General features: G+C 46.4%; 22 protein-coding genes. 13 read left to right on the top strand and 9 right to left on the bottom strand.

The features are described from left to right. Positions 1-74: 74 nt before the first annotated feature. The 3 genes from Q1A08_RS08125 to Q1A08_RS08115 are packed head-to-tail and all read right to left on the bottom strand — an operon-like array spanning position 75 to position 3496. Positions 75-1391 (bottom strand): sodium ion-translocating decarboxylase subunit beta, encoded by a 1317-nt coding sequence (locus tag Q1A08_RS08125; protein WP_299771678.1) that lies wholly within the window; start codon positions 1389-1391, stop codon positions 75-77. A gap of 17 nt (positions 1392-1408) precedes the next feature. Then, positions 1409-3196 (bottom strand): sodium-extruding oxaloacetate decarboxylase subunit alpha, encoded by a 1788-nt coding sequence (oadA, locus tag Q1A08_RS08120; protein WP_299771676.1) that lies wholly within the window; start codon positions 3194-3196, stop codon positions 1409-1411. 57 nt (positions 3197-3253) lie between these two features. Beyond that, positions 3254-3496, bottom strand: coding sequence for an OadG family protein (locus Q1A08_RS08115; protein WP_299771674.1), 243 nt, complete (start codon positions 3494-3496; stop codon positions 3254-3256). Positions 3497-3898: 402 nt separating this feature from the next. Between Q1A08_RS08115 and Q1A08_RS08110 the strand changes: the two genes are divergently transcribed. Both Q1A08_RS08110 and Q1A08_RS08105 read left to right on the top strand, forming a co-directional pair. Then, complete coding sequence (locus Q1A08_RS08110) at positions 3899-4876, top strand: tRNA-dihydrouridine synthase (protein ID WP_299771672.1); 978 nt, start codon at positions 3899-3901, stop codon at positions 4874-4876. Next, positions 4860-5381, top strand: a complete 522-nt coding sequence (locus tag Q1A08_RS08105; protein WP_299771670.1) for a TrmH family RNA methyltransferase — start codon at positions 4860-4862, stop codon at positions 5379-5381. Before Q1A08_RS08110 ends, Q1A08_RS08105 begins: the two co-directional genes overlap by 17 nt. 10 nt (positions 5382-5391) lie before the next feature. Here the strand turns inward: Q1A08_RS08105 and Q1A08_RS08100 are convergent, their stop codons facing one another. Continuing rightward, on the bottom strand, positions 5392-6138 hold the full coding sequence (locus Q1A08_RS08100) for a PEP-CTERM/exosortase system-associated acyltransferase (RefSeq protein ID WP_299771668.1): 747 nt from the start codon (positions 6136-6138) through the stop codon (positions 5392-5394). Between the two features lie 166 nt (positions 6139-6304). Between Q1A08_RS08100 and Q1A08_RS08095 the strand changes: the two genes are divergently transcribed. The 8 genes from Q1A08_RS08095 (at position 6305) to moaE (ending at position 15146) form a co-directional block, all read left to right on the top strand. Next, the gene (locus Q1A08_RS08095; protein ID WP_299771666.1) at positions 6305-7087 is read left to right on the top strand and encodes a methyltransferase domain-containing protein; all 783 of its coding nucleotides are present in this window, start codon (positions 6305-6307) and stop codon (positions 7085-7087) included. A 321-nt stretch (positions 7088-7408) separates the two neighbouring features. Further along, positions 7409-10342: an EAL domain-containing protein gene (locus Q1A08_RS08090; RefSeq protein ID WP_299771664.1), complete on the top strand. Its 2934-nt coding sequence runs from the start codon at positions 7409-7411 to the stop codon at positions 10340-10342. 94 nt (positions 10343-10436) lie between these two features. Then, the gene (locus Q1A08_RS08085) at positions 10437-10808 is read left to right on the top strand and encodes a hypothetical protein (RefSeq protein WP_299771663.1); all 372 of its coding nucleotides are present in this window, start codon (positions 10437-10439) and stop codon (positions 10806-10808) included. After that, positions 10805-12004: a hypothetical protein gene (locus tag Q1A08_RS08080; RefSeq protein WP_299771661.1), complete on the top strand. Its 1200-nt coding sequence runs from the start codon at positions 10805-10807 to the stop codon at positions 12002-12004. Before Q1A08_RS08085 ends, Q1A08_RS08080 begins: the two co-directional genes overlap by 4 nt. A gap of 434 nt (positions 12005-12438) precedes the next feature. Continuing rightward, positions 12439-13842 (top strand): oxygen-independent coproporphyrinogen III oxidase, encoded by a 1404-nt coding sequence (gene hemN / locus Q1A08_RS08075; RefSeq protein WP_299771659.1) that lies wholly within the window; start codon positions 12439-12441, stop codon positions 13840-13842. 107 nt (positions 13843-13949) lie between these two features. Further along, the gene (moaC, locus tag Q1A08_RS08070) at positions 13950-14426 is read left to right on the top strand and encodes a cyclic pyranopterin monophosphate synthase MoaC (RefSeq protein ID WP_299771657.1); all 477 of its coding nucleotides are present in this window, start codon (positions 13950-13952) and stop codon (positions 14424-14426) included. Between the two features lie 4 nt (positions 14427-14430). Then, positions 14431-14679 carry a molybdopterin converting factor subunit 1 gene (gene moaD / locus Q1A08_RS08065; protein WP_299771655.1) on the top strand — a complete coding sequence of 83 codons (249 nt, stop codon included), beginning with the start codon at positions 14431-14433 and terminating at the stop codon, positions 14677-14679. Between the two features lie 2 nt (positions 14680-14681). Beyond that, positions 14682-15146, top strand: a complete 465-nt coding sequence (moaE, locus tag Q1A08_RS08060; RefSeq protein WP_299771653.1) for a molybdopterin synthase catalytic subunit MoaE — start codon at positions 14682-14684, stop codon at positions 15144-15146. A gap of 4 nt (positions 15147-15150) precedes the next feature. Here the strand turns inward: moaE and Q1A08_RS08055 are convergent, their stop codons facing one another. Continuing rightward, positions 15151-15738, bottom strand: coding sequence for a hemerythrin domain-containing protein (locus Q1A08_RS08055; RefSeq protein WP_299771651.1), 588 nt, complete (start codon positions 15736-15738; stop codon positions 15151-15153). A gap of 257 nt (positions 15739-15995) precedes the next feature. Here Q1A08_RS08055 and Q1A08_RS08050 point away from each other — a divergent pair, with 257 nt between their 5' ends. Then, positions 15996-16292, top strand: coding sequence for a hypothetical protein (locus tag Q1A08_RS08050; RefSeq protein ID WP_299771893.1), 297 nt, complete (start codon positions 15996-15998; stop codon positions 16290-16292). Positions 16293-16309: 17 nt separating this feature from the next. On the opposite strand, the gene Q1A08_RS08045 is transcribed toward Q1A08_RS08050, so the two are convergent. Then, a complete protein-coding gene (locus Q1A08_RS08045; protein ID WP_299771649.1) occupies positions 16310-17191 on the bottom strand; it encodes a class I SAM-dependent methyltransferase in 882 nt (293 codons plus the stop codon). 354 nt (positions 17192-17545) lie between these two features. Here Q1A08_RS08045 and Q1A08_RS08040 point away from each other — a divergent pair, with 354 nt between their 5' ends. Further along, positions 17546-18820 (top strand): phosphate ABC transporter substrate-binding/OmpA family protein, encoded by a 1275-nt coding sequence (locus Q1A08_RS08040; protein ID WP_299771647.1) that lies wholly within the window; start codon positions 17546-17548, stop codon positions 18818-18820. 38 nt (positions 18821-18858) lie between these two features. Here the strand turns inward: Q1A08_RS08040 and Q1A08_RS08035 are convergent, their stop codons facing one another. Continuing rightward, positions 18859-20127: an HDOD domain-containing protein gene (locus Q1A08_RS08035; RefSeq protein ID WP_299771645.1), complete on the bottom strand. Its 1269-nt coding sequence runs from the start codon at positions 20125-20127 to the stop codon at positions 18859-18861. Between the two features lie 160 nt (positions 20128-20287). Here Q1A08_RS08035 and Q1A08_RS08030 point away from each other — a divergent pair, with 160 nt between their 5' ends. Continuing rightward, entirely contained in the window at positions 20288-20734 is a 447-nt protein-coding gene (locus Q1A08_RS08030) for a hypothetical protein (RefSeq protein WP_299771643.1), read from the top strand. 57 nt (positions 20735-20791) lie between these two features. Here Q1A08_RS08030 and Q1A08_RS08025 read toward each other — a convergent pair whose 3' ends face one another. Both Q1A08_RS08025 and Q1A08_RS08020 read right to left on the bottom strand, forming a co-directional pair. After that, positions 20792-21067, bottom strand: coding sequence for a PilZ domain-containing protein (locus tag Q1A08_RS08025; protein ID WP_299771641.1), 276 nt, complete (start codon positions 21065-21067; stop codon positions 20792-20794). A 270-nt stretch (positions 21068-21337) separates the two neighbouring features. After that, positions 21338-21661: a YdbL family protein gene (locus tag Q1A08_RS08020; RefSeq protein WP_299771639.1), complete on the bottom strand. Its 324-nt coding sequence runs from the start codon at positions 21659-21661 to the stop codon at positions 21338-21340. Positions 21662-21664: the final 3 nt, after the last annotated feature.

The following is a 21664-nucleotide window of genomic DNA, read 5'->3' as shown; positions in this document are numbered from 1 at the left end:
TAGGAGCTTAAGGAGCACTCTAATAAAAAAGCCCAGGCCATGGCCTGGGCTTATTTGGCTGAAACAGCAGTAACTTAACCTGCCATTCCCTGCACAATAGAGATCATCACACCAGCAGCGACCGCCGAGCCAATTACACCCGCTACGTTCGGGCCCATCGCGTGCATCAACAAGAAGTTTTGTGGGTTGTATTCCAAGCCCACCTTGTTAGAAACACGCGCTGCCATTGGTACGGCCGATACACCCGCCGAACCAATCAAAGGGTTGATCTGCTGTTCGCTGAACTTGTTCATCAGCTTAGCCATCAACACACCCATGGCGGTCCCGATACCAAAGGCCACAACACCTAGCGCCATAATGCCTAAGGTCTTGGTGTCTAGGAATACATCTGCCGCCAACTTAGATCCTACAGAAAGGCCTAAGAAGATGGTGGTGATATTGATCAGAGCATTTTGAGCAGTATCCGATAAACGATCTACCACGCCACACTCTTTCATCAAGTTACCAAAGCAGAACATACCCAGCAGCGGTGCCGCCGAAGGTAGTAACAAGGCAACCGCAATCAAAACGATGATTGGGAATACAATCTTCTCGCGCTTCGATACAGGGCGTAGCTGAGTCATCACGATTTTACGCTCTTCCTCAGTGGTCAGGGCACGCATAATCGGTGGCTGAATCATAGGTACCAGTGCCATATATGAATATGCCGCTACCGCAATCGCGCCTAACAATTCTGGAGACAGGATCGAGGCCACGTAGATTGCTGTTGGGCCATCCGCACCACCAATAATACCAATGGCCGCCGCATCGGCAATGGAGAAATCCATGATGCCCATCGCACTGAGACCAACCGCACCCAACACCGTTGCAAAAATACCAAACTGCGCCGCTGCACCTAAGAACAGAGTACGAGGGTTGGCCAATAGCGGACCAAAATCGGTCATGGCGCCAACACCCATAAAGATCAACAAGGGCGCAATGGTTGAGCCAATCGCTACCGAGTAGAACTTATACAGCATGCCGCTTTCATAACCGGCATTGGCCGCAATCTGTTCAGCCAGTAAAATCTGCTGAGCCGAGGCATCACCCATTGCCGCTTTAATGTCGGCATAGGTTTCGTAGCTGCTCAGCTCAAGAGCACCCGCAATAGCCGCCATCATTTCTGGGCCACCACCCATCAGGGCATTTTGCACCGCCGAATAGGCCAAGCCAGCACCTGGAATGTTGGCCAAGATACCGCCGAAACCAATAGGAACTAACAATAAAGGTTCAAAGTTTTTGCTAATGGCCAACCACAATAGCAGCAAACCAATAGCAATCATGACGACCTGACCAGGCCCCGTAAACTGAGCAAGACCTGAGTCTGCCCATAGTCCAAGTAACGCTTCCATTTAGATCACCTCCAAACTTAAGCGATGGTCAGCAGGTTATCGCCAACGGCAACAGAGTCACCCTCTTTGATATTGATGCTGCCAATGGTGCCGGATTTAGGTGCACTTACTTCAGTTTCCATCTTCATGGCTTCCAAAATAATAATGGTGTCACCTTCATTTACTTGCTGGCCAGGGCTGACCAATACCTTAAAGATATTGCCCGCCAATGGAGCGGGTACTGGATCACCGCCGGCCGGTACTGTGCCGCCAGCTGTTGGAGCCGCGGCCGCTGCACCACCTACTGGAGCAATGCCTGTTAGATCTCCGCCATCGGATACGGTTACGGTGTAAGAGGCACCTTCAACCGTTACAGTGTAAACTTCTTCGCCGGCATCGTTAGTCACGGTAGAACCTTCCTTGCCAGTAGGCACAGGTTCAAAGGCCGATGCATCGCCACGATTTTCTAGGAACTTCAAGCCGATTTGCGGGAACAAGGCGTAAGTGAGGACGTCGTCGATTTCACGCTCACCTGATTCCAGTTTAACACCCTTCTCTTTGGCTAACTCTTGCAGCTCAGCCGTTAGCTTATCCAATTCAGGCTTTAGTAAATCCGCTGGGCGACAAGTGATGGCTTCAGCACCATCCAAAACGCGATCCTGCAGTTCCTTATTATAGGCCGCAGGCGCTGCGCCATATTCGCCCTTCAATACACCTTGGGTTTCTTTGGAGATTGACTTATAACGCTCACCGGTTAGAACGTTTAGCACCGCTTGTGTACCAACGATTTGCGAAGTTGGAGTTACTAGCGGGATAAAGCCCAAATCTTCACGTACGCGAGGAATCTCATTCAGTACATCGGCAAACTTGTCTTCAGCACCCTGATCACGCAGCTGGTTTTCCATATTGGTCAACATGCCGCCAGGAACCTGAGCGGTCAAAATACGGCCATCGATACCACGTAATGAACCTTCAAATTTAGCGTATTTCTTACGTACTTCTCGGAAGTAATTAGCAATATCTTCCAATAGTGCCAAATCCAAACCGGTATCACGATCTTGCCCTTGCAAGATAGCAACCATAGATTCTGTTGGACTGTGACCGTAGGTCATGGACATAGAAGAAATAGCCGTGTCGATATTATCGATACCCGCTTCCACACACTTCAAAGCTGTCGCTGTAGAAAGGCCGGTAGTGGCATGACACTGCATGTGAATCGGAATATTACAAGCTTCTTTAAGCTTGGTGACCAGCTCATAACCGGCGTAAGGCGTTAGCAAACCCGCCATATCTTTAATGGCGATAGAATCAGCGCCCATATCTTCGATTAGACGACCCTGATCAACCCACATATCAATAGTATGCACTGGGCTTAAGGTGTAAGCGATGGTGCCCTGAGCGTGTTTACCCTGCTTTTTAACCGCTTTCAACGCTGTTTCGATATTACGCATATCGTTCATGGCATCGAAAACACGGAACACATCAACACCGTTTACGGCACAACGCTCTACAAACTTGTCGACAACATCATCAGCGTAATGGCGATAACCCAAAATATTCTGGCCGCGGAACAACATCTGCATTGGGGTATTCGGCATGGCTTTTTTCAGCTCGCGAATACGCTCCCATGGGTCTTCACCCAAATAACGGATGCAGGCGTCGAAGGTCGCACCACCCCAGGTTTCCAATGACCAGAAGCCGACTTGATCAAGCTTCTCAGCGATGGGCAGCATATCGTCGATACGCATACGGGTGGCAAATAGGGACTGGTGGGCATCACGTAACACTACGTCGGTAATGCCTAGTGGTTTCTTGTTTTCGCTCATAATGGTGCCTTTAACTGGTGCCTAGCTAGTGCTGGCTTCCTAATTTCTAGTGGGCTGTTATTTGTTTCGATGCTGCTCAATGGCAGCCTGAAGAATCGCGATCAACTTTGGATCGTTAACTTGGGCTGGGGCCGCAGGTGAAGGCCCTGGTCTCGCCTCAGGTTCCGCTTCAGGGAAAAACTTTTGAATAACCGACGACATAACCGTCACGGATACTACGAGCAGGGTTAGGAATACGAATACCGTTCCCATCCCGAATAGCATCAGGTCAAAACCCTGCTGCATTAGGCTTGCTGACATGGTGGTCTCCTCGAAATCATACGAAGCTCGCTCAAGGCAAGTTTATACGTTTCTTTTATACGCTCTTTGATCCGCTTCATATAGATAGAAGCAGAATGAAGGCTTTTGTTAACAGCCCTTTAAACACTCGCAAATAAAGCTTGCGACTCACTACAGGGCCAAATCAGTGAGCTTGGAGAATGTATCTTGATCGGTCAAGGTAAGCAAATTTTCGCGCTTACTACAAAACTACAAAAACACTACAAAAAACATTTTTCATAAAATTCAACAACTTACGATAGACGTTTCGTCTGAAATCACCTAAACCCACATCCCAAACTACAAGAAATAAGGCCTTTATGCGGGAGGCGCTTAGAGATACTTCGCCAATTACAGTAGAATGCCTGCTTTTTTGCGAAGCTTATGCGTTTATTCCTAGCTCCAATGGAAGGTGTTGTCGACTTCCAGATGCGTCAAATGCTCACCGACATTGGCGGCCTAGATGCCTGCGTCACGGAATTCTTGCGCATCTGTGATCAACGCCTACCTAGGCGCGTTTTTATAAAGCTTTGCCCTGAGCTAGAACATCACAGTAAAACCCAAGCCAATACTCCAGTGGCCTTTCAGTTACTCGGGGGCAACCCTGAAGCCATGGCCTACAATGCCGCTAAAGCCGCAAGCTTGGGAGCCCATAGTATCGATCTGAACTTTGGCTGTCCGGCCAAAACTGTGAACCGTAATGACGGCGGAGCGAAACTCCTTCAAGAGCCAGAACGGGTGCACAATATTGTTAAAGCAGTCAGAAATGCTGTACCTAGTGACATCGATGTGACCGCTAAAATTCGCCTTGGATTTAAAGATCGTAGTCTGGGCTTAGATAATGCATTAGCCATTGCAGAAGGCGGTGCTCAGCAATTAGTTGTACATGCACGTAGCAAAGTCGACGGCTACCGCCCACCGGCCTATTGGAGCGAACTGCGCCCACTTCGGGAGCAACTGAGTATCCCTGTTATCGCCAATGGTGAAATATGGAGCCCAGAGGATTTGCAGCGCTGCGCTGAACAAAGTGGCTGCGTAGATTTTATGATAGGCCGAGGACTCCTGGCTCGTCCTGATCTAGCCCTACAGATAAAAAACCCCGATCAACATATTCCATGGCAATGGGGCAGTATACTGCCCATATTGCATAGCTTTTTCGAAAAGGGACTGACTCAATATCCCGAAAAGTATTGCGGCAATCGTTTAAAGCAATGGTTTATGTATCTTCAACGTAGCTACCCAGAAGCTGAAACTTTTTTCGATAAACTTAAGCGCTTGCGCAGCCGCATAGATATTGAAAACCTCTTTGTACAGCAGGCGTTAGCACACAATATTAAATTAAGCTATGACAACAAAAGATAGACAGCTGCAACATCATGAGCACAAACAAAGTAGCGCCAGCAAAACGGCAATTTACTTTTTACTACATGACATCGAGTCGCCCAGTAATGTAGGGGCTATCTTTCGTTGCGCTGATGCCCTTGGCTGCCAACACATCTATTTGAGCGGCAGCACGGCAGCACCGCCCAACCGCAAACTGCGCAAGGCCTCACGCTCGGCCGAACTCTATGTGAGCTACAGCCAACATCAGAGCTACCAAGAAGTCTTTGAAATACTGAACACTTCAAAGATAACAACTGCTGCACTTGAATTAAGCTTGCAAAGTGAAGCGATTGCCAACTTTCAAAAAAAGCCTGACTCGATGGGCATCTGCTTAATACCAGGCTCTGAAAACCATGGTTTAGATAATGAACTGCTTAACGCCTGTGAGGCCGCCGTTCATATCCCTATGCGGGGCAAAAACTCCTCCATGAACCTTGCAACGGCTTGCGCTATAGCAGCTTATCAATTGTCTACGCTTGACTAAGAAAAACAGGCTAGGCTATTTTTTCCGCGCCGTTTATTGACAGCATTTGACTAGCCTTATCTTCGCATAATCTCTTATCAATCTCTCGAAATAGATCGGAGACCTCTCGATTGATATTGCGCATAAAAATCTCACGCTCAAATAAAAACGGCGAGCGCCAGCCACAGTGTTTAACAGGGTCGCCAATTTCCTCAAACTTAAATCCAGATTGCTTTATAAGCTGAGCCAAACGAGGCTCCATCATCGCTGCACCGTACTCCGCTTCTGAGTTTACAAAGAGGGAAACACAAATTGAAAAGAGGCCTAAGAGAACCACTGGTGCTTTGCAAGCTTCTAATAAGTCAGCATTCTCTGGAAGAGTAGCGTCTCTACGAACCTGCCCTCTAAACTCTGGCAATACTGCTAAACGCGAGAACTCAATGATCTTCCCTGGCAGAAACACATCAGGGTCGAACAGTTCACGATTCAAATGATCCTTGAAAACGGTCTCGTAGGGCAATGGTTTTTCGGGCATGTCCATACTACCACCGATAATTCGAGCACAGGCTACGGCTTTACCACTTGGCTTATGCAACAACAGCGCGTGTTCAGAATGAGCATCATACTCGTCGACTTCTATCTCGTAGTCATCGGCGTCAAAATAATTAAGTTCACGACAAAAAACGCTATGTCGAATCCGATAACACTGTTCTAAGTCGTGCGGATTAAAAGCTCTTTTAACATCATAAAATTTTTCAAAATGGTCCAGCAAGGTCATCCTACTCCCTCCTAACTAATTGCGAAAACAAACACCCACAGTCGACCCCAAGGAGATCCTACTCTCTTACAGACAACAACAATTCTTTTAATAAGCTATGTCAAAGTAATATTATTTTCTTAAGATATGGTTTATCTTTTTGCACACCATTAACAAAGCAGAATCCATGATGAACAAAAACAAAGGTTATGTAAACCAGGATTATTTGAACCAAGCCGCACAAATGTTTGCTCCAATAAAATTAGATAGCTACGAAAAATTGCGTGCAAACAGCATTCAATCTTTGATTGACGTGGGCTGCGGAACTGGCATTGACACCACCACCATAGCCCAACTGAACCCCGAAATTAAAAACATTGTCGGTGTAGATTTTGATAAAGATATGATCGAACAAGCCGATAAGTTAGCTGAGCAAAAGGAATGCAGTGACAGGACGCGACACCAGCATGCCAACAGCTACGACCTACCGTTCGAGGATAATAGCTTTGATGCGGTAAGGGCCGAGCGCTTATTTATGCATTTGGAAGAGCCCGAAAAGGCTTTGCGAGAAATGTTACGCGTTGCAAAACCTGGGGGAAGACTGGTTATAGTAGAGACGGATTGGGCCAGCATGTCAGTCAATAATGGTATGGACGAACTAGAACGTCGAACCAGTCATTACTTTGCTAGCGAGTTTTTAAACAATGGTTATTCTGCGCGGCGCTTACCTGGACAGCTCAAAGCTGCTGGCTTAGAAAAGGTAGATATAGAGATCAGGAGCTTGCAGTCTTATGACTACCAGCTATGGCTGCTATTATCGCAGCACTCAGCAATGATGCAGAAGGCATTGCAAAACAACTTTGTATCGCAGACTGAATTTGATGACTGGAACAGCCAGTTAGAGAGCAATGACAGGAAAAAATCATTCTTTAGCACCATAAACATTATGAGTTTTTCTTGCGAGACCTAGTTCATTAGAAGCAAGTGTCACCACAAGCCTCCTTTCGACAAGCGGGAACGTGTGCCACTTTTTTTATAATGAAGGCCTACTCGCGAGCGAAAAGGCGCTATATCGGATATAATTTATCAGTCAATAATACTATTAAAAATTAATGCTGAAGGATGACACTTACCGTTAGAGGTCTTAAACGTCATCCAGTAAAACATGGAGGTAAGACCAGGTTAGGAAACCGGTACATTTAGACTAGTTTCGACTTGACAAGGATAGCGCTTGAAACTGTTAGCCGAAGTTAAACATTTTGCGAATTATAGGTATAGCGGAAATAGCTAGATGCGAGCAGGTTTTTTAAGTTTAAAGTGGCAAGTAGCTATTAGTGTCAGCCTGATTCTATTCTTGGGAATCGGGTTAATTACTAGCTTTGGGCAAAAAAACCTCGAAGAAACATTTATTCAAGAGCGTGAAAGGATTTTAAAAGACCGACAACGCTCTATTAACACCGCCCTGCTCTCAATCCAAGGGCAACTCTTACACCTTGCCGGCCACTTACAAGGGCAGGCCGCTCAGCGAACTGAGCCGAATTCTCTTAGAGAACGCCTAAGCGACTCGATTCATTCCAACTGGGACCAATTGAATTTCGAATGGGAAGTAGATGCCGTCCTTCTGTATGGCAGCGAACAAGAGCCCTGGTTACATCTTGGCCTACCCACCATGCAATCACTGCTCCCTAAAGAATGGCTAAATGCAGTATACAGCTCTGAATCACCATTGGACAAAATCCTATGCCGGCATTCATGCTGGCAGGTAGTGGCCGTACCAGTGCTTATTGATACCAATCAAAACGGTGTCATGATCTTAGTGAAATCATTGGTCGATGCCGTCATTGAATTTCAGCAATCTACAGCCGCTGATGTCGGAATTTTAATCCCTCAAAATGGCTCTAGAAGTAGTGCTCAAACAACCCTTCGCAGCCTACCGTCCTGGCAACACGACATCGTAGCCCTAACCGGCGGTCCGAGTGCACAGCAAGCTTTGCAGACACTCAGTTCCAGTACAGCTTTCCAAAACTTAGTTAACCAACGCAGAGTCTTAGCTTACAAACAACAAAATTTAGAGCTCGCAGCCATAAACCTAAGTGGTCAAACGCCCTCGGAGCAGGCTTCGGTTTTAATTATTGAGGACGTTAGTGTCCCTTTAAATGAATTAAACTCTACCATTCGCACATTATTATGGGCGGCCTTAGTTATTTTGATCAGTGCAGAAATAGCGCTGCTTTGGATACTTTGGCGCCCGATGAGCCAGCTCAAAAAAGTAGCCACAGTATTGCCCGAGTTGGCCCGTAACGATAGGAATCGACTAGAGTTGCTTCCCAAAGTTTCTGAAAGCTCGATTCTGCTACGCAATGAAATCCATAACTTACAGGACTCTAGCGTAGATCTAGCAGAAAAACTCGCTGAAATGGATGAGCAAATAAAGCTCCGAACCAGGGGGCTAAAAATTCGAAGCCGGGAACTGTTAACTGAAAAGAACTTCGCAACTACGCTAATCAATAACGTTCAGGCCATTATTCTCACCCAAGATAAAGATGGCAAGATTCATCTCATTAACAATGAAGGCTGCAATTTGCTGGGCGTTGCCATGAGCGCTGACAATCAAAGTAAAGATTCACTCAATTTTATAGATTGCTTTGGTTTTAGAGAAAACGAAATTGTAAACCATGGCATTGCAGCACTAAGCCAGGGGCCAGGAAACAGCTTTCAACATGAAGGCGAGCTGTCATTGCGCGGACAAAACTACTATATGCAATGGAAGCACAGCTTACTACCCGGCAAAGAGGAAATGATCTTAACGGTCGGTATTGACCTTAGCGGCCGCAAAGCCGCTGAGGATAATTTGGCTTGGCTGGCCGATCATGATCACCTTACGAAACTGTTCAATCGTCGCCACTTTCAACGTGAGTTTGAACAAATTTTGAAGCGCAGTCATCGCAATAAGCGAGCCGGCGCACTGTTCTTCTTCGATATCGATCAATTCAAGGTGATTAACGATACCTCTGGCCACCCAGCCGGTGATAGGCTACTTTGTGAAGTTGCAAATCATCTATCTCTTGGTGTACGTAATATCGATGTATTCGCACGACTAGGCGGAGATGAGTTTGCATTGTTAGTTGAAGAGATTAACGATGAAGGCATTATTATTTTGGCCCAAAAGCTCTGCGACATCGTCGGCAGCATTGAGGTAGATTTAAACGGCCTAAAACACAAGATATCTATCAGTACCGGAATTGTTAAATTCCCTGCCCACGGACAAGGTGTCGAAGAGCTCATGGCCAATGTCGATCTGGCTATGTACAAGGCCAAAGCCAACAATAATGGCCGCAGTAACTGGCAAATGTATTCAGCGTCTAGCAGCAGTAAAGGCGAGCTAGTAAAAACTGTGGACTGGCAGGCCCGCATACGCAGCGCCTTGGACGAAGAGCGTTTGGTACTCTACTACCAGCCCATTTACAACGTCAACGAGAAGAGCATCTCGCACTACGAAGCCTTAGTCCGCATGCTCGATGAGCATGGTAACATTATCCCACCCGGGCAATTTATACCTATCGCCGAGCAGACCGGCTTAATCATGGAACTGGATCAATATGTTGTTCAGCAAGCCATCAAAGACCTGTCGCGCTTTCAAAGCCAAGGGCAAGATATACATATTGCTATTAACATCTCCGCCAAAGCGCTGGCTAGCGGCGAATTTATACAAAGCCTCACCCAAGTAACCATGAACCGTGAAAGCCTTCACGGAAAAATTATTTTTGAGCTCACAGAGACTGCCGCGGTTGAAGATGTTCATATTACCGCCGATATCATTAACAGCTGTAAGCGCATGGGCTATTTATTCTCTATTGATGACTTCGGTAAGGGTTACGCCTCGTGGTTTTATCTAAGGGAATTGCCCGTCGACTATGTAAAAATCGATGGTTCCTTTGTACGCAACCTAGCTTCCAGCAAGGAAGATTACCTCTTTGTACAGGCGATCAATAATGTTGCCCAAGGCCTAGGTAAGAAGACCGTCGCTGAGTTTGTAGAAAATGCTGAATCTCTTGAGCTAATCAGGGAGCTCGGCATTGATTACGCCCAAGGCTATTACATCGGCAAGCCTGCCGAACAGCTTTTAAGAGATGAAGATATTCTTCATTTAGATAAAACCACTGAAAATCCAAATAAAGTTACAGCCATTAAAAAAAATACGGACTATGCAAAAAATAGCAATTAGAAATAAGCCCGCGTTTCTTGGCAGTGCCTACGCCTCTTTGCGGCGATACACGCTTTGCAGCCTGCTGCTGATGCTATGTATCCTCGAGAGTGCTGTGGCAAACCCACCCAATATAGCGGTGATTGCTCACCAGAAAGTCGACGCAGCTAGTCTCTCGGCACCACGTTTAAAATCTATCTTTGGAATGCGAACCACCACATGGAAAGATGGTAAGCAAATCAAAGTCTTTGTGCTGAAAGATAAAGACCCCTTGCATGTTCGCTTTGCGAAAGATGTCTTGCAAACCTATCCCTACAGTTTACGTCGAATATGGGAGCGCCGAGTCTATTCAGGGACCGGCTTAGCCCCCACGGTAGTCGGTTCAGAAACAGAGATGCTGAGATTAATCTCCGAAACAGAAAATGCCATCGGTTACATTCAGCAACACAATATTGATCAAAATGTTAAGGTATTAGAAATTCAATGAAAGGATTGCAAACAGCCATCACAGCCTTCTCAGTATTGGCACAGATAGCGGCCACCCCAGCGATGGCGGTGAATTTCGATACTGATCTAGGCAATATTCAAGTGCACGGTTTCGCCACTCAAACCGTGTTACACAGTGACGACAATAACTTCTTTGGCAACTCAGAAGACACCAGCTTTGAATTCTACGAAGCGGGCTTAAACGGTCTTTGGCAGTTAAGCCCAAATCTCAAACTGGCAGGCCAAATCCTCGCTCGAGATGCCGGAGCCACAGATGATGGCAAAGTCAGGGTGGATTATGCATTCTTAGATTATAACTTTTGGCGCGGCGATTCGGCGAATGCTGGCGTAAAACTCGGGCGCCTACTGAACCCATACGGCATGTACAACGACACCAGAGATGTTGTACATACACGCCCAAGCATCCTACTGCCGCAGTCTATTTATTTTGATGTTAATCGAAACTTGGCGCTTAGTTCGGATGGTGCCAGCCTTTATTATCAACAAGAATTTAGCAATAGCGGGCTAGATTTTGAAATACTATCTGTAAAGCCTAGAACCAGAGACCCTGACTTAGAGCCGGCAATATTCTTTACTGATAATCCTGGCGGCCTAGAAGGCGATCGCAGCACCTGGTTCGCGCGCGCGATCTACAGTTACGATTTAGATCGTGTTCGCCTCGGGCTCGCAGCAGGCTCCATTGATGTTAACTACCAGCCCGCTGAAGTTGACCCAATCGAATCTGCGGGCTTTAACTTTAAGCCTTTATTGATATTTGGCCAATATAATGCAGAAAAATGGAGTCTCACAGGTGAGTTCGCCAATCGCCGCCTTGAGCTATTCGCATCGATATTGCCTGCCAACGTGAAATCCGTAGGACACAGCTACTTCCTACAATATGATTATCGCCTAGCTCCAGCTTGGGAAGCCTTTATTCGCTATGATGATCTAGTTTGGGACAAGAGTGATCGAGAAGGGAAACAATTCTCGGCGGCTACAGGACTGCCTGCTCATTCGCGCTACGCTAAAGACTGGACCCTAGGCCTACGCTGGGATGTCAGTGACAATTTTCTGTTAAGGGCGGAATTTCACAAGGTCAAAGGTACTGGTTGGCTATCAAGTTTAGAAAACAGTAACCCACTTGCCACCAAGAAAGACTGGCGCCTATTCGCGCTCTCTGCATCTTATCGATTTTGAGGCTATGGCACGGCGTTTTTGTATCTGCAAGGCGCCAAAGCTGAAAAAAGAAGCCCTAAAACCAGCGCCCCTGCCCTGACATGCCTTCTTGCTTAAGACGAGCACCCAAACGCCCCTGGGTAATCACTCGGTGATTGGTAATCAACAATTTAATTTTGCGTCCCATACGCTTCATAAACTTCAACCTCAGCAGCGAATGGCGGAGTACAACTCAGCCTAAATAAAAAGCCCGCGAATTATAGTGGCTAGAGTTCAAAAAACCAGCACGGCTTTAGTCTAAATTCAGCTTTCAGACAAACTGCTGTTCAAAAATAGTACAGCACCCAACCATATCTTGATGTAAATCAGCGCAGCTCTCAGGACCACAGCTTAGAATGCTATGACTAGACCAGCTAAAGCTGGCGAATTTATGATCTCTAAGCAAGTGGACTAAAATGACTGATATTAGCTGGGATGAGTCGCTCATTAAGCGACATGATTTGGCGGGCCCTCGTTACACCTCCTACCCTACAGCCCCTCAATTTAGCGAAGATTTTGGCAGCACAGAACTAGAAGCTGCGATTGCACGCAGCAATCAAGCTGCTAGGCCGCTATCGCTGTATATGCACATCCCTTTTTGCGACACGATTTGCTACTACTGCGGCTGTAATAAGATCGTTACCGCCAACAAAAAACGCGCCGAGCCCTATCTAGAGAAATTGCATCAGGAAATGAGCATGCTGGCGCAGTGGATAGATTCGGATCGCAAGGTTAAGCAACTGCATTGGGGCGGCGGCACACCAACCTACATCAGTCATGATCAGATGCGAGCCCTAATGGATCACAGCAAATCGTTGTTCCAGTTTAGCGATGATGGCGAGTATTCCATCGAGCTGCACCCTGGCACTACCGATAGTGATACCATTAGCCTGCTAAAAGAAATCGGCTTTAATCGCTTGAGCATGGGTGTTCAGGATTTTGATCCAACCGTTCAAACCGCCGTCAACCGTTTTAATAGCGTGCAGGAAGTAAAAGATTTAGTCGACAGAGCAAGAATTGAGAATTTCGATTCTATCAGCATGGACTTGATCTATGGACTGCCATTTCAAAGCTGTAAAACTCTAGCCGAAACACTGGATAAGGTGATACAGCTCGGCCCAGATAGATTATCCCTTTTTAATTACGCCCACCTTCCGCATTTGTTTAAAACCCAAAGACAGATGGATGCCAGTGCTCTGCCCGCTGCAGAAGAGAAGCTTGCTATGCTGCATTTGGCCATCGACACCCTCTGTAGTAATGGCTATCAATATATTGGTATGGATCACTTCGCCAAACCAGATGATGAGCTTTGTAAGGCGCAATTCAACGGCAGCTTACAAAGAAATTTCCAAGGTTATGCTACCTATGGTGGCTGCGATATGTTCGCTTTTGGTGTTTCTTCTATCAGTGCTATTGATAATATCTTTGTGCAGAACCTTAAAGATATCCCTCGCTACAGCAAAGCGCTAGAGCAAAACGAGCTGCCCATTGCTAAAGGCTTAGAGCTCAGCAGAGATGACTTACTTCGCCAGCACGTGATCAATCGTTTAATTTGCCAGTTTGAATTGAACTTTGATGTCATCGGCCAAGAGTTTGACATCGACTTTCGCAGCTACTTTGCCAGTGAGCTGGATGAACTTAAGCCACTATACGCTGATGGCCTATTGAGCCAACTCGACCATAACAGCCTCCAAGTTAGCCCCGCAGGGCGCCTAATTATTCGTCGCGTCTGCATGGTATTTGATGCTTACCTAAAGCGCCCTCAAGATGAACAGCTGATCGCAAGCAGTCAGCAGCCTCGCTACTCTAAGATTATCTAACATTAGCACCCTTACCACTTTAGACATAGAGGGTGACCATTCGAGTTATAGACTCATAGGCCGGACTATTGAATAATGTTCGGCCTAGCCTAACTTAGAGATTTATCATGTCTGAATTTAGCCACCTAAGTGATAAGGGCGAAGCCCATATGGTGGATGTCGGCGATAAGAACGATAGCCAAAGGCTGGCCCGAGCCTATGCCCGAGTCGCATGTAGCCAGGCCATTTTAAGTGCACTCGCCGATCAAAGCGCCGCCAAAGGTGACGTATTGGCAACCATGCGAATAGCTGGTATTCAAGCCGCCAAGAAGTGCTCTGATATTATCCCTCTATGCCACCCTCTAATGCTCAACAAAGTCAGTATTGATATTGAGCTAGACCCAGCCAAGCACTGCGTACATATCTACAGCCTGTGCAAGGTAAGCGGAAAAACCGGTGTGGAAATGGAAGCCTTAAGCGCAGCCTCGGTTGCCGCACTGACTCTTTACGATATGTGCAAAGCCATTGACAAAGGTATGGTTATTGAAGAGGTTAAACTGCTAGAGAAGCAAGGCGGAAAATCCGGCCACTGGAAGAGCGAGTAAAGACATGATCACCCTATTGTATTTCGCCAGATATAGAGAAGCCCTTGGACTCGATAGTGAGCAGTTTTCCATTACATGTCCATGTAGCGTGCAAGATGTTATCGAACAACTAAAACAACGTGGTGAACCATGGCTAAGCATACTTGCTGATAGCAAATTAATGCTTGCGGTCAATCAAACCATCGCAACGCCCGACCAAGCTCTAACTGATGGCGATGAACTAGCATTCTTCCCACCTATAACGGGAGGCTAAACGTGAGCAGCTTATTAGAAGCCTATGTGCAAACAGAGGATTTTGATATCACCCAGGAATATCAAAACCTGCGTGAAAACAACAGCGAAAGCGGCGCCTTTGTCAGCTTTTTAGGACAAGTTCGAGACTTCAATGAAGGGGATAATGTTAGCAGCCTAGAGCTAGAACACTATCCAGGCATGACCGAAGCCGTACTAAATAAACTACTGCAGGAAGCATCCAATCGCTGGGCAATAAGCAGAGCAAAGATCATCCACCGTGTTGGCGCATTAAAGGCGAGTGATAAAATTGTTTGGGTAGCGGTTAGCTCCGCCCATCGAGCCGATGCTTTCGCGGCCTGTGAGTTCCTTATCGACGCCTTAAAAACCCAAGCACCATTTTGGAAAAAAGAACGCGGAAAGCAAGGCGAGCGATGGCTTGATGCCAAAGACAGTGATCAAGCGAAAGCCCGCCAGTGGATGAAATAAAGCTCTACAGAGCGGCTTTGCGACTCAACTGCAATAAATCCTGCTCACCTGCAACAATATTACTATAAAGATTCTCGTAGTCTTTACGGCGCTTTTCACCAAATAGCGGATCTTCTATGGCTGGCAGCTTTTCAGCAATCCACTGCCAGTCTTCATCTTGCAGGTGCTGCTCCATAAGAGGGTAAACCCACTTATTTTCTTTTTCTATGTGATCCGCTTGATTGTGAATATAAAGCTCAGCCAAGGTTTTCAAATTCTTGATTGGAACCACACAACCCTGGGCAATGCTACGCAAAAAGTGCTCTAACTCTGCGGTTTGTTTTTCCATGCGGCCATGATCGCAAATAATCTCTCGCAGCAATTCACTCTCAGGGACCCGCTTAAGCAAAAGCAGTGAAAACACTTGGTCTTCAATAGGATGATGCCAGTATTCTGGATACGTTTTAATATACTCAACAATATCCAAAAGCAGCTCTAAACGCTCAGGACTCACCCCTTCGGCTCCCAGTGGGTTGATGATGGTTCTCATACAATGAAGCAATCGCTGTATATGACGATGATCCATACACAGCTGGCGATACACGGGATGCATAATGGCGCCTCCAGGCAACTCAAGTTTTTATGTTTGCTACCGATGCTTTATAGCAAGGTAAGCTCTTTATCTCTTAAACCACAAGAGGCGAAGCAAAGCCGCAAAATGGCTCTACTAGGGCCTGTTAACACTAATTCGGCCTTTATGCCCTTTGGGTACGAAGGGTTAGGCTCGATAAAGCCCAGATTATTACTAAACTTAGATATGGGCGTTGATATGTATCAACGCAGGACCAGCGCAAGGAAACCTCTGTGCCAATGATTGATCCAGGCCCTAAAAACGGTAAATATTACTGGCAAGCTTTAAAAGCAGCGCTATATCAGCACTATACGGCCTCACAACGGCAGATCTTTAAGCAGTTTCGCTTAGGGGCAGGCTTATTTTTTGTGGGGCTAGTGGCCATTTATGGCAGCTACCAGCTAATGCCAGAATCTTTAGGAAGGGAGATAGTGCTGCTACTGAGCATCGCAGTGGTCTTAATCGGTTTTATAATTGCCATGCTGGCACAGATACGACTGTTGATTGGGCGCATCTTACACTTTATTTACCATTAGCCAGCTCAACTTAGTGATCAACATTTTTCTAATGCTTGATTGATGTATATATCGTAGCGACTGCTCTTACCTATAATTTGGTGATCGGGCTCCTCCATGCTCAAAAATGGAGCAACCTTAGGACGTTTAACCACAACTCTCGCCAAAGCCACAGCTTTAGCCGGCTCCAATAACTCATCTGCATCTAGGTCATTGCCCACCACATGGTGAAAACTCTGCATTTCTTTTTTAACTTGGGCGGATTTTTTTCGTTCTGGGAACATTGGATCTAGATACACCACTTGCGGGCGCTGCTCTACGACCAAGGCATCATTAGCAAGATCAAGTAGATAATCTTGAGCATTGGTATTGATCAGCTGCATTCGACTGATGACTTCAGCTAGCTCTGCGTCATCACGCCCCTCAGCTTTCGCACGTTCCAAACCGTCTCTTAACAGTGCATGCACAACAGCCGATCGCTCTAACATGGTAAGTTGGCAACCAAGGCTGGCCAGCACAAAGCTGTCTTGTCCCAAGCCCGCAGTGGCATCGAGAATTCGTGGGCGAAGCTTCGCTTTTATCCCGACAGCTTTGGCGATCATTTGTCCAGTGCCCCCACCGTAGACTCTTCGATGATTAGCCTTACCGTGGCAAAAATCCACTGTAACCATCATGGCATTGCTTAAATCAAGGAGTTGTATACCTTCAGCGGTGAGCAGATAGGCAAAGCGTTGATCCGGCGACTCTTCCAGAAGCTCTTTATAATAGACCGTACGCGCCTTACTTTTTTGCTTCAGTAATTCATATCGCTCTAGTAGAGGCAGCTGAAATTCTTCCGCTAGCTGCTGCGCTCGCACAGTCAAAGCAGAATCAAAAACCACAATGCCACGAAGGTTTTTTAGCGATAAATCATTTAACATTGGTCGAATTTTAACCCCACAGATCAACAATTGACTATTGGTCGGCAAGCTTAGCAACTGTTCACAGAACTTTCATAAAACTGTCATTTAAGATGCTTAAGTTAGCCCCTGATATTTCAATCTAATTCCAAACAACAGTTGCTAAACCTGTTTACTAGACTACTACTTAGAATCTCACCGGAGCACTTGCTTGCTGCGGCAAGAGGTCTTAATACATATCGAGATGTGCACAATATGATTTCTTTACGCCAACTGTTTATCTGTTGTTCTTTCCTTATTTTACTGCCCATCAGCAAACCTCTACATGCTAATGAGAACTGGGGCCTTAGCAGCACTGAAAGAGCCCTGTTTACCATGAAGGGATCGAACACTATTGGGGCAAGTTTAGGCCCCAACCTTGCCAAGCTATATCTTGAGCATAATGACGTTCAAGAGGTTCGTATTTTACCTAGCAATATCGAGAATGAATATAAAATTAGCGGGCTATTGCAAGGCCGGGAAGTTTATATCGATATTGCGGCACATGGTTCAAGCACTGGTTTTAGAGCTCTCCATAGTAACAATGCCGATATCGCTATGTCCTCTCGCCCAATTAAAGATAAAGAAGTTAAAAAGTTGGCGGCACTAGGAGATATGCTCGATCTGCATGCCGAGCATGTGATCGCAATTGACGGCATCGCGGTTATTGTGCACCCAAACAATCCCCTTGCTCAGCTAAGCGTTCAGCAAATAGCCAAAATATTCTCCGGTGAAATTCACAACTGGAATCAATTGAGTTCGAGTTACTCCGGCGCAATCAACATATACGCTCGAGATAACAACTCTGGTACTTGGGATACCTTCAAAAACTTGGTCCTCGGAAAAAAAATTCCCTTATCCGAATCAGCCAAGCGCTTTGAATCGAACGACCTACTTTCTGATACAGTTGCAGCCGATCCACAGGGCATCGGTTTCGTTGGTCTCGCATCGGTACGACAGGCAAAGCCGCTCTCGGTTTCAGACGAAAACACCGTGGCCTTACAGCCCTTACACATGACTGTAGCAACGGAAGATTACCCCCTCGCACGCCGCCTGCATTTATACACGGCCCCTACTGGCCGCAACTGGGCCGCGAATGACTTCTTAAGCTTTGTGCACGGACAATCGGGGCAAGAAATTGTGGAACAAGTAGGTTTCGTATCACAAAATCCAGTAGCCGTAGATAATCTAGAGGATCGCCAGGGACCCAATGAATACCTTGAATTAACGCGCAGCGCTAAACGCTTGAGTTTGAATTTTCGCTTCAAGCCAAGCAGCGCGTCTTTGGATAATAAGGCTCGCCAGGACATTTTACGCCTAAGCCAGTTCTTACAGCTTGCCGAAAATCGCCACATGCGTTTGCTGCTCATTGGCTTTGGTGATGAAAAGCAAAGTCAGCGTCGCGCTCACATCCTTTCCAAACTTCGCGCATCAGCGGTAAAATCGGCTTTACGCCATCAAGGAATCAGCAGCTTACCGGTAGCGGGCTTTGGCGCCTTTAAACCCGTTGCGACCAATAGTAGCTCAAAGCGTATTAAAAACCGAAGAGTGGAAGTGTGGTTAGTTTCAGAGGATAGCCATAGCGAAACACTCAGCATGGCTTGGCGTTAACCATTAAATTTCGAAGACTTAATAATAAAAGGCTTGAGTTAATCAAATAAGCCTTTTATTTCTAAGATTTTTTCCTTTGCCTGCTTCAAAATTTCCAGCGAAGTTTCTGGAGAGTAATTCTCTTTAAGAGGAAGCCTCTTTATAGCAGGAACTTCGGTTAGCCTGGCCATCGGAAGTGGTACTCGATTATTAAGATAGCGATGTAGAATGGCGACCTGTATTAAATCACATAAGTCTGCTGATGCTGGGTGTGTACGCTGCCAGTTTTCAGCCTGTTCAGTAACGGTGATGTACTGATCTGCGATTTGCCATTTACGCAGTATTTCAGCGCCCACATCGGCTTTAAATCCTGCTATGAGCTGATCGATATCCGCATCCTCTTTGAGTAGGCCTGGCTGCGCTAAGAACAGACCTAACAGACCTACCACACCAATATCATGCAATAAGCCCGCAAGCAGCGCCTCCTCGGATGAGTAAGCCGGAGCGATTAGCATTTCGCGAATTACCATCGCTAGAGCGGCCACTTCTAGGCTTTCAATCCAGCTCTGACGTAACTTAGCTCTCAATGCTTTGTCTTCGCTATTAAATAAATCACGCAGTGCAAAGCCCATGACCAATTGTCGAGTGGCCCCCAAGCCAAGCCTAACAATGGCATCGCGAGTGGTTTCACAGCGCCCTAAGGAGCCGTACAAGGAACTATTCGCTATACGCAGTAGTTTTGCGGCTATTGCCGGATCCGTATTGACTAAGTCGGCAACGGACTCTGCACTGGCCAAGTCTGACTCGACAAGCTCGCCAATTCGAATAGCCACTTGGGGTAGACTAGGGAGTTTTAAATCATCACTGTCTAAAGCAGCTTGCACTTCGCGAAACAAATCCACATCGTTTTCCGACTCTTCAGAGACTTCATCGACGCCGTAATCCAGCAGACTTGCCTCAAGATAATCGGGCGAGTCCGCGCTTTTAGCCTTGGGGCTATCGTAATCAAAGGATTTAACCACCAAGAGCTCTACAGCGCCTAGGGCCGAAACCGTGTATTGGCGGGGGCGTAATTTAGACACCTGGCGGTAAGCCATCGGATCTTCATCGCTGAATACACGGCTTTTCTGATCACTGGAGACCAGCTGTAATTGCCCTTTTAATAGAAAGTAGTCTTGCTCATCTCTATCCCCAACGCAAAAAACCACCTCTCCAGAGCGTAATACTCGGCGCTGGCTGTGGTTAATAACAATCGACAACTGGTCTTCACTCATGGAGTCGAAGGGCTCAAATCGCCGTAATTCTGATATTTCTATTTCGCTGGACATAAACTACTTATCACATTGTATTTTCACATCTGTTAGCGGCTAATTGAACAATTGCTTAAGCCGAAATTTAGTACTCTCCTCAGTATAGTCCAGCAATGCATAGCATTCCCTATTGGAAGCGCCTATGATGTTGGCAATTCAGTTAACAAGGAGCGCGCAAATGGCACGCAAATCTACGCTTTTAACGCCTTTGCTGATAGCAGCGACAGCAACGTGCTTAGTAGCTTGCGATGGCTACCGCTTGAGTATTAATGAGCAGGCCATTGGCCCCGAACGTGAAGTTTTCAGAGCCTACGACATCCCCGATAAGAATTTGCGCAACTGTGTAAGCCAACGCATTCACGACGAGCAAATCCAGCACGCAGGACAGCTGGATTACTTGAATTGTAGTCATGGAGATATTGCTGAGCTAACTGGTTTAGCGATCTTCGTCAGCCTGGCCCAAATCGATTTATCGTCAAACCAGATTCGAGATATCGGCGAGCTTAATCGTCTACCACAATTGAAAGAAGTTAATCTTGATAAAAACAGTGCTTTAGACTGCGCCCAGGTAGCCGCTTTACGAGCCAAGCAGGAAGTTGAAGTTAAAGCGAAGAGCTGCCGCTAGGGGTTAAAAGCTAGGTGTTTAGAGGCTAGGTGCTAGGAGCAGCCAAGAAGCAAAGCGCTAATGAGGCGCAAACATTAAGCCGACCACATTGCGATGTTGGTGCATTACCCTCATCGCAGTGGGCTCACTATTGATACTTCCCACTACCTTTTTAAATCTTACTTGCACCAAAGTTCCCACTGGTGGCAATGGTTGGTTTTCAATCAGTACCGATGCACCACCATCAGAGATATCTCTAGCAAAACCGATGATAGTGCCGAAGGCAGGATGAGTAATTTCGACACGAATTGAAGTCGGTTTTCGCTCAAAACGCCGGCGATCATCCCCACTCATAGCATCCCCTGAAATAGCTCTTATTCTGTTTTATTGCTTAAGTGAGCCAATATACACTGGCATCACAGTCCTTTTAAAGCCGAACAGCAGTATAAGATTTTATTCCGCTTGAAACCAGATCCTTTAACCCGCTTATGCGAATTCAACCACAACTCAGTTATGCACAGAATCTGTGGATAAACCTGTTCACAGCTTTGGGGTCTTTGTCAGCCCCCATTAAATATAGGGGGCGAGAGAGAACTGCGCAAACATTGAACAGAGTGAACGGCCTTATTTCTTGACCCACTGGCCGGCCGCATTTTGCACATAATTACCTTTGGCCGTTTTCGCATAGGCGCGTTGAGCAAAGCGTTTTGACACCTGATCTATAGTTGCACCTGTTTTACCCACAGTTTGGCGAAACTTATCACGGCGTTTATTATTTACGCTTTTAACGAGTTTTTGGACATCAGCACTTGCAGGCTTTACCACATAGCCTAAATAGCCATCACTACGCTCACCAACTAAACCTTTTGCCTTAGCGCCGGCTAAGTCGATCGCGAAAACCTGTACTGAAAATAATGCCGCAATGGCCGCTATCATTAACTTTTTCATAAT

The organism is uncultured Pseudoteredinibacter sp., assembly GCF_947500695.1.
In the GTDB taxonomy this organism is placed as follows: Bacteria; Pseudomonadota; Gammaproteobacteria; order Pseudomonadales; family Cellvibrionaceae; genus Pseudoteredinibacter.
Note: the sequence above shows the minus strand (reverse complement) of the source record. Positions and strands in the feature narration are given on the sequence as shown.

Bases quoted from the DNA above. Each gene is read 5' to 3' on its own strand.
- Q1A08_RS08030 (WP_299771643.1), top strand. From the start codon at position 20,288: ATGGCACGCAAATCTACGCTTTTAACGCCTTTGCTGATAGCAGCGACA.
- Q1A08_RS08050 (WP_299771893.1), top strand. From the start codon at position 15,996: ATGATTGATCCAGGCCCTAAAAACGGTAAATATTACTGGCAAGCTTTA.
- Q1A08_RS08020 (WP_299771639.1), bottom strand. From the start codon at position 21,661: ATGAAAAAGTTAATGATAGCGGCCATTGCGGCATTATTTTCAGTACAG.
- hemN (WP_299771659.1), top strand. From the start codon at position 12,439: ATGACTGATATTAGCTGGGATGAGTCGCTCATTAAGCGACATGATTTG.
- Q1A08_RS08125 (WP_299771678.1), bottom strand. From the start codon at position 1,391: ATGGAAGCGTTACTTGGACTATGGGCAGACTCAGGTCTTGCTCAGTTT.
- Q1A08_RS08100 (WP_299771668.1), bottom strand. From the start codon at position 6,138: ATGACCTTGCTGGACCATTTTGAAAAATTTTATGATGTTAAAAGAGCT.
- Q1A08_RS08105 (WP_299771670.1), top strand. From the start codon at position 4,860: ATGACAACAAAAGATAGACAGCTGCAACATCATGAGCACAAACAAAGT.
- moaD (WP_299771655.1), top strand. From the start codon at position 14,431: ATGATCACCCTATTGTATTTCGCCAGATATAGAGAAGCCCTTGGACTC.
- Q1A08_RS08025 (WP_299771641.1), bottom strand. From the start codon at position 21,067: ATGAGTGGGGATGATCGCCGGCGTTTTGAGCGAAAACCGACTTCAATT.
- Q1A08_RS08055 (WP_299771651.1), bottom strand. From the start codon at position 15,738: ATGCATCCCGTGTATCGCCAGCTGTGTATGGATCATCGTCATATACAG.
- Q1A08_RS08045 (WP_299771649.1), bottom strand. From the start codon at position 17,191: ATGTTAAATGATTTATCGCTAAAAAACCTTCGTGGCATTGTGGTTTTT.
- Q1A08_RS08095 (WP_299771666.1), top strand. From the start codon at position 6,305: ATGATGAACAAAAACAAAGGTTATGTAAACCAGGATTATTTGAACCAA.
- moaC (WP_299771657.1), top strand. From the start codon at position 13,950: ATGTCTGAATTTAGCCACCTAAGTGATAAGGGCGAAGCCCATATGGTG.
- Q1A08_RS08040 (WP_299771647.1), top strand. From the start codon at position 17,546: ATGAAGGGATCGAACACTATTGGGGCAAGTTTAGGCCCCAACCTTGCC.
- oadA (WP_299771676.1), bottom strand. From the start codon at position 3,196: ATGAGCGAAAACAAGAAACCACTAGGCATTACCGACGTAGTGTTACGT.
- Q1A08_RS08080 (WP_299771661.1), top strand. From the start codon at position 10,805: ATGAAAGGATTGCAAACAGCCATCACAGCCTTCTCAGTATTGGCACAG.
- Q1A08_RS08090 (WP_299771664.1), top strand. From the start codon at position 7,409: ATGCGAGCAGGTTTTTTAAGTTTAAAGTGGCAAGTAGCTATTAGTGTC.
- Q1A08_RS08110 (WP_299771672.1), top strand. From the start codon at position 3,899: ATGCGTTTATTCCTAGCTCCAATGGAAGGTGTTGTCGACTTCCAGATG.
- Q1A08_RS08035 (WP_299771645.1), bottom strand. From the start codon at position 20,127: ATGTCCAGCGAAATAGAAATATCAGAATTACGGCGATTTGAGCCCTTC.
- Q1A08_RS08115 (WP_299771674.1), bottom strand. From the start codon at position 3,496: ATGTCAGCAAGCCTAATGCAGCAGGGTTTTGACCTGATGCTATTCGGG.